At 46.6% G+C, this 12,912-nt stretch carries 10 protein-coding genes; 1 reads left to right on the top strand and 9 read right to left on the bottom strand.

The annotated features are described in order from the left end of the window. Window positions 1–382: 382 nt before the first annotated feature. A complete protein-coding gene (locus tag H9I35_RS03755; RefSeq protein WP_187420279.1) occupies window positions 383–886 on the bottom strand; it encodes a transcription termination/antitermination NusG family protein in 504 nt (167 codons plus the stop codon). Window positions 887–1,228: 342 nt separating this feature from the next. Between H9I35_RS03755 and H9I35_RS03760 the strand changes: the two genes are divergently transcribed. Beyond that, window positions 1,229–1,672: a helix-turn-helix domain-containing protein gene (locus H9I35_RS03760; protein ID WP_187420280.1), complete on the top strand. Its 444-nt coding sequence runs from the start codon at window positions 1,229–1,231 to the stop codon at window positions 1,670–1,672. A 281-nt stretch (window positions 1,673–1,953) separates the two neighbouring features. On the opposite strand, the gene clpB is transcribed toward H9I35_RS03760, so the two are convergent. The 8 genes from clpB to H9I35_RS03800 form a co-directional block, all read right to left on the bottom strand. Then, a complete protein-coding gene (clpB, locus tag H9I35_RS03765; protein WP_187420281.1) occupies window positions 1,954–4,539 on the bottom strand; it encodes an ATP-dependent chaperone ClpB in 2,586 nt (861 codons plus the stop codon). Window positions 4,540–4,775: 236 nt separating this feature from the next. Continuing rightward, window positions 4,776–4,997: a PIN domain-containing protein gene (locus H9I35_RS12445; protein WP_252722712.1), complete on the bottom strand. Its 222-nt coding sequence runs from the start codon at window positions 4,995–4,997 to the stop codon at window positions 4,776–4,778. A gap of 179 nt (window positions 4,998–5,176) precedes the next feature. Beyond that, a complete protein-coding gene (locus H9I35_RS03775) occupies window positions 5,177–5,371 on the bottom strand; it encodes a hypothetical protein (protein ID WP_187420282.1) in 195 nt (64 codons plus the stop codon). Window positions 5,372–5,495: 124 nt separating this feature from the next. Continuing rightward, the gene (locus H9I35_RS03780; protein WP_187420283.1) at window positions 5,496–6,665 is read right to left on the bottom strand and encodes a hypothetical protein; all 1,170 of its coding nucleotides are present in this window, start codon (window positions 6,663–6,665) and stop codon (window positions 5,496–5,498) included. Between the two features lie 20 nt (window positions 6,666–6,685). After that, on the bottom strand, window positions 6,686–6,907 hold the full coding sequence (locus H9I35_RS03785; protein WP_016521619.1) for a hypothetical protein: 222 nt from the start codon (window positions 6,905–6,907) through the stop codon (window positions 6,686–6,688). 22 nt (window positions 6,908–6,929) lie between these two features. Continuing rightward, window positions 6,930–9,932, bottom strand: a complete 3,003-nt coding sequence (locus H9I35_RS03790) for an insulinase family protein (protein WP_187420284.1) — start codon at window positions 9,930–9,932, stop codon at window positions 6,930–6,932. A 3-nt stretch (window positions 9,933–9,935) separates the two neighbouring features. Then, complete coding sequence (locus H9I35_RS03795; protein WP_187420285.1) at window positions 9,936–11,270, bottom strand: flagellar motor switch protein FliG; 1,335 nt, start codon at window positions 11,268–11,270, stop codon at window positions 9,936–9,938. Between the two features lie 159 nt (window positions 11,271–11,429). Then, a complete protein-coding gene (locus H9I35_RS03800; protein ID WP_187420286.1) occupies window positions 11,430–12,671 on the bottom strand; it encodes a hypothetical protein in 1,242 nt (413 codons plus the stop codon). Between the last annotated feature and the right edge of the window lie 241 nt (window positions 12,672–12,912).

Raw genomic sequence — 12,912 nt, forward strand, 5'->3', positions numbered from 1 at the left:
TTAATAAATAACTTATATGGTCGAATTTCGAGATAAATCTATGAAGAGATGTAAATCTTTCGAATTTTGTAAATAGAACTTGCCTTGTGATTTTATCTTGAACAGAACGTTTTTTCATTATAACTCTTCCTAAAACTTATTTCCATTTCAAATACCAAATACAAAAACTGCAATACCTACACCTTCCCCCTTTCCGGCGAATTTGCTTTTCCATACCAGCACAGTTTTCTCGCCATAGTTCCCAGAGTGTGTAGACATTGCGCTTATTTATGGGACAAGCTCCCTTCGTAAATAGTTTGCAATCAAATTGTCAGTATAATATAGCACAGTTAATTCTTATCGTCAATTTATTCAAAAGCTGATTTTGAAGCTGATTAAAAAACTATCCTAATTCTTCATATTTCAAATCAAATGTTAGTCCGTTATCCGTAAGAGAAGAACGCACTGTAATTCGTTTTTGCTTTTTATTTACTCTGAGAATGCTGCCTTCATATCCTACAAGCGGCCCTGCTATTGCTTTTATTTTTTGACCAGGAAGAAATTGAAGTTTTGAAACGCCTAAGACTTCGCCGTCATTTATCAGAAACCTCAATTCTTCTAATGCTGCTCCAATTATCTTGGTAGGATTCTGATTATCCCGCAAAATCCTGCAAAATCCTTTTATCGCACGAAGTTCAGTAAAAAAAGCTGCCGTCAATTCTTCAATTTCAAAAAATAAATATCCCGTGAAAAGAGTTCCCAGAAACCAACCCCGTCTTTCGGTATACATCTTTCTTTGAAAAAAATAAAAATGTACAGAAGGATATTTCTCTTTTAATATTTCAGTTGCTTTTTCCTTAAACTTTTTTTCTTCTCCTGTAAAAATCATTATACAGTAATATTCCATAATAAATTTCCAATACAGTGCGATATTTGGGAGCTTCTAAAAGCCTCATTTTTTAGAAGCGTTCCTTAGATGTATTTGCAATCAAATGTACGTCAATGGTCACAGACTCCATATACCTTCGAGTAATTAACTATCATTTTTTTCCGGTTATTATATCTCCATATTATTCTTTTTGTAAATATAGCGAAAGAAAACTATCAAAGCCATGTGACATTTTCTCGTGGGCAACGACTGAACATGCCAAAACATTCTTAGCAGAAACGACCTTTTCAAAAACTCACATGCAATTCACGAACGGCTCACCGCTTAATAAAAGCCGTATCTTTGTGATATACCTTTCCTATGCACGTGTTTTGGAAAAATGTCTGCAGCATAATTGATTATCGGGAAATCAGTTTAAAGATGCTTGCAACCCTTTCGGATGTGCCGTATTCGACGATTATAAACGGAAAGAAGAAAAAGCTGCAGCCGTCAATCAAAACGGCATCTAAAATCGCTTCGGCGTTGAACAAGTCGATCGAGTCTCTTATGTGCGATACGACACGGCTTCAAAGCGAATGCAGCGTTTTTAAATTAAAAAAATCATTCCGCAAAAACGATATCGCTCTCTATCGCAAATACGAAAGCATCATCGCTTATCTCGAAAAGCTTCCCGTCGGCACACGCGAATCGATTATCAATTTAATTTTAACCGTCGCCGGAAGAAATACCGACCCGGAAAGTGAATCTAAAAAATTGGCAACAAAAGAACATACTGCACACTATGTTACGGAAAACGATGATTAAAGGGAGAGAAAACGATCTCAAAAGACGCTTAGTTTTTCGACAGCCTGTCCAAAAATTGAATTTTTAAGAAAGTCCACTCCCTCTCAAATACCGGTGGAAAAATCACGGTTCGAAAATGCGGATTTCCCCCGTTCTCAACACACGCTATATGCAATAGTGCGAGTTGCCGCACCGCGCCTCTTGTTGTCCCGTTGCACACACTCACGGCAGCCGCCCTCATGCGGACAGTGGCACATTTACGCCGCCGCCCGCAATGGAACCGCCCCGCGCACCCGCTTCCGTCACTCAAACGAAAGTCCGTCCGCCCCCGGTTTCGCCGTCACTTTGATCGCAGTTCCGTCGGAAAATTTTCCCTCAAGCAGCTCTTTTGCAAGCGGATTTTCGACATACGTTTGAATCGCTCGCTTTACCGGCCGCGCGCCGAACGCGGGATCGTAGCCCTTATCGGCGAGGAAGGCTACGGCTTTGTCGTCGAACATGATTTTAATTCGTCTGTCGTCGAGCCTGTGCGATACGCGTTCGAGCTGATTTTTGACGATGCCGGAAATGCAGCTTTGGTCGAGACGTCCGAACATGACGATTTCATCGATGCGGTTTAAGAATTCGGGGCGGAACGTCGATTTAAGCAGTTCGCTCACTTTTATTCGCGCGTCGTGCATTTTTTCCGGCGTATCGGCGTCGAGGATCACGTCGCTTCCGAGGTTACTCGTCATGATGATGATCGTATTTTTAAAGTCGACGAGGCGTCCCTGTCCGTCGGTCAAGCGTCCGTCGTCGAGTACTTGAAGCAACACGTTGAATACGTCGGGATGCGCTTTTTCGATTTCGTCGAAAAGCACGACGCTGTACGGACGGCGGCGCACCGCTTCGGTAAGCTGTCCGCCTTCATCGTAACCGACATATCCCGGAGGAGCGCCGATCAGACGCGAAACGGAAAACTTTTCCATATATTCGCTCATGTCGATTCGCGTAAGCGATTTTTCATCGTTGAACAAAAAGTCCGCGAGTGTTTTCGCAAGTTCGGTTTTACCGACGCCGGTCGGACCGATAAACAAAAAGCTTCCGAGCGGACGATTCGGGTCGCTCAAGCCGGAGCGGTTTCTGCGGATCGCGTCCGAAACGACTTGCACCGCATCGTTCTGTCCGATAACGCGCTTATGCAGCACGGATTCGAGCTGCAAATATTTTTGCTTTTCGCTCGACAGCATCTTCGTAACGGGGATTCCCGTCCACTCACTGACGACGCGCGCGATGTCTTCTTCGGTCACTTCCTGCCGCAAGAGCGATTCGCGTCCGCCCTCTTTTTTGCTTCCGGCTTCCGCCGCAGCGGAAAGTTCCTTTTGCAATTCGGGAATAATGCTGTACTTCAATTCGGCGGCTTTCGCGAGGTTTCCTTCGCGCGTATATTTTTCTTCGTTGAAGCGCGCCTGTTCGAGTTTTTCTTTGACGTCGCGGCTCTTGTTGATATCGGCTTTTTCGTTTTGCCACTGCAGCTTCATCGCATCGCGTTTTACCGAAAGGTCGGCAAGCTCTTTTTCGAGTTTTGCAAGCCGCTCTTTCGACGCTTCGTCGTCTTCTTTTGCGAGCGACTGTTTTTCGATGGACAGCTGCATGATCTTCCGTTCGATTTGATCGAGCTCGGTCGGCTGGCTTTCGATTTCCATTTTGAGCCGGCTCATCGCTTCATCGACGAGGTCGATTGCTTTGTCGGGCATAAAACGGTTCGTGATATAGCGGTTGCTGAGGACAGCCGCCGCGACGAGCGCTTCGTCGTCGATCCGCACGCCGTGGTGAATTTCGTATTTTTCGCGCAGACCGCGAAGGATCGCGATCGTATCTTCGACCGACGGCTCCGAGCAATAGACAGGCTGAAAGCGCCTCTCGAGCGCCGCATCTTTTTCGATGTATTTCCGATATTCGTCGAGCGTCGTCGCTCCGATCGCGCGAAGCTCTCCGCGGGCGAGCACCGGTTTTAATAAATTCGAAGCGTCCATAGAACCTTCGGACGCGCCCGCACCGACGATCGTATGCAGCTCGTCGATAAAGAGTACGATCTGTCCTTGGCTTTTTTGCACTTCCGTGATGACGGCTTTGAGCCGCTCTTCGAATTCTCCGCGGAATTTCGCGCCTGCGACAAGAGAACCCAAATCGAGGGCGAGAAGTCGCTTGTTTTTCAAACTTTCGGGAACGTCGCCCGATGCGATACGGCGGGCAAGTCCTTCGACGATGGCGGTTTTTCCGACGCCGGGTTCGCCGATGAGTACGGGATTGTTTTTCGTGCGGCGGCAAAGCACTTGCATGACGCGCCTTATCTCTTCGTCGCGACCGATGACCGGATCGATTTTATCCTGACGCGCAAGAGAGGTCAAATCGCGGCAGAATTTTTCGAGCGAGCGCATCGAAGATTCGGGATCGTTGCCGGTTATCTGCTGATTGCCGCGAAGGGCTTTCAGCGCTTCCAAAATCGCTTTACGGTCGATACCGTGCTTTCTCAGCATATTGCCCGTACGACCGTCCGATTCGCTCATCGCAAGGAAAATATGTTCGGTCGAAAGGTATTCGTCGTGCATATCTGCCATAGCTTTTTCGGCCTTTGCAAGCGTTTTTTGCGCTTCGGATGAAAGCGACATCTGCACGTTGCCCCTCACCGTCGGGTAAGAAGCGAGCATTGCGTCGTTTTCCCGAAGCAGCGTTTCGACAGGCACGCCGATACGCTCGACAAGGGGCGGAACGATACCGTCCTTTTGCTTTAAAAGCGCGTCGAGTATATGTTCGAGTCCTATTTCACTGTGATCTTTTTGCTGAGCAAGAGCGCTCGCCTGCTGCAGCGCGTCCTGCGTTTTAAGTGTAAAATGTTCGTAATCCATGCTTTAAACATACTCACGAATTGCGAATAAAGCAAGAATTTATTTATCTACGGCAATGGCAACGAAAACTATATTTGCTAAAAAACAATGCTTACGTAAAAAATCGGCTGCACTCCCTGCAGCAGCCCTGCCGTTTGCACAGGGAACTTCGCGCTCATTGCAAGTGCCGCGGCAGACGTAATCGAAATCGCACTGCAAGTTGACTGCGATCTAGGCATCGAACTTCGTGTTAGTCATTATACAGCGAGTTTAAGTTCAGTAATGACTTTCGACATATTTACGTAATCTTCATCATCATGCAAAAGAGCAATGTTATTCTCAATCGCAGTTTCTGCAATAAGCAAATCTATTGTACTGCGGATTGTAATGCCTTTTCTTCGGCATCTAAAATTCAATTGGGCGGCATTTTCAAATGATTGTACGCCAAGTTTAAGCGAATACAAGGGGATATATTTCAAATAAGATTTTAAGGTTGAAAATTCTTTTTCATCTTTTGAACCTTGTAAAATTTCCTAATAAATAAACTCATTAATACAGAAAGGCTCTTCACTTTGTATCAAATTATCGAAAATTTTTATTCCTTTAGTTTCTCTTCCCTTGAAATAATTTATAAAAACCGAAGTGTTCACAAGAATCATTATACACTCCGCATAGCTTTGTAGTCATAATTATCTGAAAATTGAATTTTACCTTTTAAGTCTACCAAAGATTTCTTTTTTGTTTTTTCCGGATAATCAAACGATTCCATATATGAAATGACCATTTGAGCCTTTTCATCATCAAGAAGCGTAAAATAATCCATCGCTTTTTCTTTCAATGCAGTCGAGACCATAAAGACCTCCATTTTCAATAAATCATATTTATTATAGCATGATTTATTGAAAAAAACAGTTGTTTTATTGCAATGCTGATATACTTATCAGCCCCATCAGCTTTGTAATAGAAGACGGCAAGGTTCAGATTTCGCCTTCTTCGGCTTGCCCGAATTCACAAAGCGCAAAAGCGACGTGTGCGTCTTCGATGATTTCGAGGCTTTTGCCGATACGGCGGTACAATTTGATTTCTCCCGTTCCGCTTCCGCCCGAAAGCAATTTCATCACTTTTCGGTTTCCTTCGGGAAGTTCGATATTGCGTACAAAGAGCTTCGACGTGTGACACACGATATCGATATCGATAACCCATTTTTTCGTATCGGCGCTCACCGACCAATGCAGCCGCTCGCCTTCTTCGTCGGCGGGCATTTCGGTGCAGTCCCACAAAATTTTTTCCGACGCACCTCTTTTTTTCGCTTCAAGCGCAATGTCCGTATCTTCGAGTTCGAGCGCGAGGGAGAGACTGCTTTCAAAAATTCCCTGCACGGTAAAGCTTGAATTGAACAATGCCTTTCCGCTGATTCGGCTCGTCAAATTCGACGACGAAATATGAAAATAAGGAGCCGGAAACGTACGGAGAAAATGAGCGTCGATATAGCCGTAGGATTTTTTCGGAAGCACGCTGTATTCGCGGCCGTCGAGCGTAATGCTTCCCGAAAATGCAGCACGCACTCCTGCGGGAATCCATTGCTCCGTGCTTCTTTTATAACCTGCTGAAAATTGTTTTTGAATTTCACAGCGCAGCTCCCATGAAACCTCTCCCGCATCGCAAAAGTATTCGGGGTGAGATGCACGCTCTTTTGCCGTACATGAAAGAGAGCCGGAAAGTCTCCCGTCGTCGAAAGAACAGTTTCCGACGGTGATCGGAGAAGGCCGAAATCCGCCCGCAGTATCTTTCAGCGAGTAATAGCCGCAAATCTGTTTCGGTTTTGTACCGAAAGTTCCCGCGCGAACGGCGACGTACGACGGAGTTACGATCGATTCGGCGCGCAGATTGAGAGCGGCTTCCGTTCCCGCAAGCGCATACTGCAGATCATCTTCGGAGATGGAAGTGCGCGATTTAAAACCGAGTACGCTTTCGTCCGGAGAAAGAGAGGCATTGAGCATTTCCAATTCGATAAAAAAAAGCTGCTCCGTACCGGAAATCGCATCGATACCGGTAAAGACATAACGAGCCCACACAATGCCGTTTTTTTTGAGCGCCGAATGCGGTTTAAATCTGCTGAAATTAATAATTTTTTTCGGAGCTGTCATGGCAAATCTCCGGCCTTACATTATCCGAGAATTTTTTCGATACTCTTGGTAATCGCTTTTTTATCGCGCGGAAAATTGGCGTCGAGGAATTCAAAGCATTCGACGGCTGCGCGCTGTGCGTGTTCGTACCATATAGTATACAATTCCGATTTTATATCTTCACCGGGATACGGCGCACCCTGCACGTCGGAGACGAGATTGCGCAGCATCCGTATACATTCTTTTGTTTTTTTGTCCATCATACACGACACCTCGTTTTGAGTATTATAGCGACAAATCGATAATAAAGCCAGTGCCTTTTACCGATTTATCGCAGATTACCGCAGTATTTCCTTCGGCGATCGAGCGGGCGTTTTCAGCCGCCGTATGTAAAGAAGCGGCATCGACCGAAAGGATCGCTTCTATATACTCGCTCCATTCTTCATGAGTCATCGCGTAAAGCTTCCGCAAAAATCCGCGCGAACCGCGCGACTGAGGAGACTGGGGTTTCGTCACGTCTCCGTATGTTCCCGTCACTGCACGGGAAACATCGGTATCGCTGAAACGCATAGCGCACACGTCGTCAAGGCAGCTTTTAAATGTTTTTATAGATTCGAGCGGAGACGGATCGCGGTAGGTAGTCATCGAAAAGATTTCGGTTGAAATATCAAAACCCGCCGATGCGCCGTATGCGCCGCCTGTCGTCCGTATGCGCTCCCAAAGGATATTACCGCGCATCCAGTGGCAGAGCACCGTAAGAGCCGCTTTTTCCCGCATCGTCAATCCGCCGAGATACACCGATTGCGCCGCATAGCCGACTTGCGACGAAAGTGCGCACATTTCAAAGCGTTCGCCGTCTTCTTCTCCATGGGCTTTTGTAAGCGCATAGTATTCGCCGTTTTCAGGCCGGACAAGAGGCGAGAGCGCGTGCAAGCCCGCCTTCCGTGCGAATTCGGGAATGCGCGGAAGCACGGTTTTAAGCGATGCTTCGTCGGCCGTAATGTGAATAAGACCTCCCGCATTCCGAATCGATTGGGCCATATCGGAAAAACGATTCCCGACCGAAGCGGGATTTTCTTTGCAGATCTTTTCGATCGCCAAAACCTGCGCGACGCCTCCCCACGCTTCTTCGACGGCGGAAGACCTTCCGAGATTCCGTGACGCTCTGAGTTTTGCGTAGCGCGAACCGGAAGGAATGACAGACGAACGGATATCATTTTTCATTTCGTCCAAAATCGTTTTGACTCGCTTTTCATCCGAAAATTCCGGAAACGCGATAGCTTCTCCGAAAAGCGCGAGCGCTTCATTCGTTTTTTCGACGGGCAGCTTGACGCTGAACGAAAGCCAATCGCGCCCGATATAGTGTTTGTCGCGAACCGAAAAAGCCGCCTTTTGCGCATACGCGCTTTTATACGAGTCGCCCGTCAGCGTGCGCACCCCCATATCGCCCGAGCAGAGGGATGCGGCGGCGGCACACTCGTCCCATTTTTTCCCGTTCCAGCCGGTATTCGTCGCACAGGCGGCAAAAGCCGGAATATAGGGATATGCGCCTATAGGAAGCGCATCGGCAGGATAACACACATCGATATAGACGATACCGCCTGTCGCTTCGCGGTTTACAAAAAGCTCTACTTCGCTTCCGTCTGCGCCTAAGCATGACGACACGTCGGTTACGATCGGCTCGACTTTCTTTTTCAAATCCGACGGAAGAATATGCGGTATGCACGCAGTCTCTTTTTCCGTCTCTTTCCGCTTTTGATAGGCGTGAAGCGCTTCGGTGTTCCGCCGCACTTCACCGGCATCGGCGCTTTTTGCAAGAGATGCGATAAGCTCCCTCTCTTTTTTCGCACGTTGTTTTAAAAACGAAGAAGCGGGCGTTACGACGACGAAAGAGCGGGCGGTGTTGTCCAAAAAAACGCGCCGTATGAGAGAAGCGATATAGTTTGTATCGGCGGCGATTTTTCGCTTGACCCTATCGAAAGCCGAGCGGTAGCCGAGCGTCGATGCGGGAGATGCGCCGTAGTTCCAGCCGTTCAGTGCACGATCGGCGAGTTCGAGAGAAAAGGGATCGCCCCGCACGCGCACGACTTCGCGGTTTGCAAAATCGACGGCAAGGACTGCCGCATCGATATCGTTTTTCGGAATGCCGTTTTCACACAAATCGACAAGTGTGGAAATTATTAATTTTTTTACCGCATCGGCATTTTTTTTATCGACGCCGCTCAATCCGAAATAGAGCATTTGACAAAACGCTTCGGCGCCTCCGCCTGCGACGAGCCGTTCGCCCAAACGCGAATCGGTCAAGGCTTTTGCGACCGGAGAGCTGTCGTTTCCTGCGAGAAGCTGCAGCAAAAAGATCACTTCCATCGTATCGTCGATATTCGAAGAAAGGCCGTATCGCCAGTTGAGCGTTACGTTCGATTTTTTCGCATCCGACGCGGGGCCGGCCGCGTAGACGACCGCTTCTTCTCTCATCGCTTTCGGCTCTTCAAGTTTTCGAAAGTTTTCGCCGAACGCGGGAAAACTTTTCGGCACATCGGGAACCGGATAGATTTTTTCAAGGCGATCGAAAAAGCTTTGCTGCATAAAATCGAGCTGCGTTTCCGTCTTTATATTTCCGTATAAAAACAAAAGACAATTTGCAGGATTGTAATACGAACGATGAAAATCTTTAAAGCGCTCATAGGTAAATGACGGAATGACGAGAGGGTCGCCGCCGGAATCGTTTGCATAGCAGGTGCCTGAAAACAGGCTTTTGAATTGTTCGTCGAAAGCGACGGAATTGAACGACGAATAATTTCCTTTCATTTCGTTGTACACGACGCCCTGAATCGAATAGCCGCCCTTCCCGTCATCTTCAAGGCGGTGTCCTTCCTGATAAAATGTTTCTTTTTTTAACAAGGGAAAAAACACCGCGTCGGCATATACGTCCATCAAATGAAAATAATCTTTTTCGTTTGCCGAACTTGCGGGGTACACCGTTTTATCGGGATAGGTCATCGCATTTAAAAACGTATACACGCTTTGATTCATCAAATTGACAAAAGGCTCTTTGACGGGAAATTTTTCCGAACCGCAAAAAACCGAGTGTTCGAGTATGTGCGGAGCTCCCGTCGAATCGGCGACGGGAGTACGGAACGCAAAGGCAAAGAGATTTTCTTCATCGTTATTTACTAAGTGAAAAATTTCGAGTCCCGTCTTTTTATGGCGAAGATACAATCCCTTCGATTCGCAGTCGGGGATATCGGAAACCGATATGAGGTCGAAGCCTTTATAAAATTGTTTCAACTGTTACTCCACGTATTCGCCGTCGTCCCGGCCGTCGATTTTAAATTTGCCTTGTTCATATGCGCTTCGCATCGCACCCAAAAATTTTCCGGTCACGTCGTCGCAGTCGCGCTTGAGCATGGGCTTGGCAAGCTGCTCTTCTTCGAGAACGGTATCGCCTCTGCCCTTCGAAACATTGTATAAAATTTTTTTTCGAAACGGTTCGGGTTTTCCCGCGATGAGATAGGCGATTTCCTTTTCGCTCATCGCCCTCAAAAGCTCCTGGAGAAAACGGTCGTCCGATTTTTCGACGTCTTCAAGCGTAAAAAGCCGCTTCCGTATGTCGTTTGCCAAATCGGCATCTTCTCCGGAAATCGTTTCGATGATTTCGTCTTCCGACGCGAGCGGCATACGCCTGAGGATTTCGGCAAGCGCGCTTTTCCCGTCGATCGATTCCGCTTTTTCCGCAGCAAGCGAAAGCGATTTTTCGTATATCGCTTTGTCGGTGCGGGCCAGCACATCGGGAGAAACCGGCTGCATTTTCGCAAGGCGCGAAATCACATCGCGCTTTACATCGACGTCCATTTTCCCGATAACGGCGGCAGCTTTTTCAGGCTTTATACGGGAGAGCACGAGCGCCTGTACCGCAGGCGATTCGTCTTTTAATAAAAAATACACGCGCTCGCCGTCCGCCGTGTTGAGATATTCGAAAGGTTTTCCGCCCGCAGACGAAACCGCTTTTTGCAGCATCGCTTCTGCCTTTTCGGTACCGTACGCTTTTTCGAGCATTTCCCGCGCGATGTCCGCGCCTCCGCTCTGCCGCGCCTGTTTTAACAAGCCTTCGAATTCGGAAATTATTTCGGACGCTTCTTTCGGATCGACGCTCCTGATCGATGCGATTTCGGGAATGATTTTTTCAGTCTGCGCTTCGCTCAAGTGCCGCATGACTTTTGCAGCTTCATCGACGCCGATTATTAAAAGGAATTTTGCGACGCGGCGATAAACACTGTCGCCCGACGGGCTTTCGGGAATTTTTAATAAGCCGCCTTTTTTCAGCGTGTCCGCCGCGCGGGAAAGTCCTTCGTTTCCGCTTGGGTTTCCGGTACGCGCATTCTGTAAAGCCGCCTGTTTCGAAAGCGTTTTACTTTCGGAAAAAATATTTGCAATTTTTCGATTGACGCCCTCAAAGGGTTTGTTCGATCCGCTGCCGGTCAGCGATTGTGAAAGCCGTACCCGTATGCCGTCTTCCTCATTCGGCACCTGCATTCCCGCCGATCGAAGCGCGCTCTCATCCGAGGAAAGCTCTCCCTTCCGCGCGCCGTTTTTATATGCGTTCGCCCGAATATCGTTCAGATTCATAGAGTCTATAATATAGCGAAATAAAATATCGGGCAAGGCTATGGATTAACGGAAACGAGGATTCCGCCAAAATACGGGCAGGGGTACCCCGGATATATTTTCGTTTATAAAAACATATCCGGTTGGGGGCGGTGCTTACAATACAGCAGTCTTAAATTTTTACTTTATATCTTTTATCTTTTCCGCTAAAAACAAGTAATTTTCATACGCTTCTTTTATATGCGGCATATCCAGTTTTAAAGCATCAACGGGGAACTCGGTCAGAGATTGCGAACGCAAAACCTCTCTTCGCAATGTATTCACAAACGTTCTGAAGCTTTTATTTGTAATACGATTATATTCCACCGATTCGAGTTTACTTTGACGATAAAATTCCTTCAACGTAGTATTTTTTACGGCTTCTTTATCATCGGCAAAAATTTCATCGTATCGTAAATCGACTATTTGACCTTTTTCATATATGACTTCGAGTCTTGTGCTTATGCCGCAATCATAGGGTTGAGTGATTCCTACATACCTTTTATCGGTAGCTTTTTCTTTAACTTCTTTCGCCATCTCTTTGAGCAAGGGGACAAAACCGTTTCTCGCACTGTTGGATGAACCGAATAAGGTTTTGTATTCGAAGTCCAATTTTTGATTCTTTAAAACCTGCCATTCCAAATAGCTCATTCCGTTTATAAGCGTAGCCAGCGTATAGTCGGTTCTCGGACTTTTCGCCTGAAAAAAGCCGTAACCCGAACGGCGTTTTGTTTCTCCCGCCCATTCGGAAGCATAGTACGTAACGGGCGGTCTTTCATTCAGCTCTATGTGTACTATCTCGTTATTATTAACCACGACCTCGGCATACGCTTCATAGCCGCCGTCAAAGACTTTTTTGCCGGAATAATAATCGCCTGTGATGATCCCCTTGGGAGGTTGAACCGACCAGTACATGGCATTAATTTTTTCCTGACCTCTTTTGGTTTTTTTCTTCGCTATTTCCATAGCTTCCAAAACTTTAGGATCGGTTTCCAATTCTTTGGAAACTCCCTTTTTGCCGTCATACTTCAATGTCTGGGAATGATTTATCATGTCCGCAACTGTTCTCGATGCGCCCGACGATGCATCATAATCATACACTCTGCCGTTGATAACGATTTCGTTTGAGTTTTGATCGATATATTTATAATAATTCGGAGTGTAATTTATCTCTTCCCTTTTTTTATTTTTAAATACATAGTCATCCAGATTAATAAGCGTTTTCCATTTATCAATCTGACTCAGGGTAGGAGCCGACACGGCATCAACTTTCTTTGATGCTCCCGCTTTGGCATCCGTCTTGGAAGGAGTTTTGGCATTAGCTTGTAATGCAAAGACTCCCGACAACAAAAGAATCTTTAAAAGATTGTTTCCTTTTTTCATAATGTATCATCCCCTATCAGTAATGAATTTGAGTAATCCTAACAAATTTTATTAACTTTGCATAGGATACAGGTGCAGATTTGAAAAAACAACTGCCCCGAAACGACTTCAACGATAACCGAAGATACCCGCATACGGAGCTATGTTGAATTAGGCAGTCAAAAGAAAAACGCTGCAGCTCAAAGACCTTGCAGGCGAAAAAATTCTCATACACAACAAAATCGGCTTTTGGTATTCGGTA

Source organism: Treponema sp. Marseille-Q4132 (assembly GCF_014334835.1).
Taxonomy (GTDB): domain Bacteria; phylum Spirochaetota; class Spirochaetia; order Treponematales; family Treponemataceae; genus Treponema_D; species Treponema_D paredis.

Coding starts and splice junctions, on each gene's coding strand:
- H9I35_RS03755 (WP_187420279.1), bottom strand. CDS start 886: ATGGAATATTACTGTATAATGATTTTTACAGGAGAAGAAAAAAAGTTT.
- H9I35_RS03760 (WP_187420280.1), top strand. CDS start 1,229: ATGCACGTGTTTTGGAAAAATGTCTGCAGCATAATTGATTATCGGGAA.
- clpB (WP_187420281.1), bottom strand. CDS start 4,539: ATGGATTACGAACATTTTACACTTAAAACGCAGGACGCGCTGCAGCAG.
- H9I35_RS03775 (WP_187420282.1), bottom strand. CDS start 5,371: ATGGTCTCGACTGCATTGAAAGAAAAAGCGATGGATTATTTTACGCTT.
- H9I35_RS03780 (WP_187420283.1), bottom strand. CDS start 6,665: ATGACAGCTCCGAAAAAAATTATTAATTTCAGCAGATTTAAACCGCAT.
- H9I35_RS03785 (WP_016521619.1), bottom strand. CDS start 6,907: ATGATGGACAAAAAAACAAAAGAATGTATACGGATGCTGCGCAATCTC.
- H9I35_RS03795 (WP_187420285.1), bottom strand. CDS start 11,270: ATGAATCTGAACGATATTCGGGCGAACGCATATAAAAACGGCGCGCGG.
- H9I35_RS03800 (WP_187420286.1), bottom strand. CDS start 12,671: ATGAAAAAAGGAAACAATCTTTTAAAGATTCTTTTGTTGTCGGGAGTC.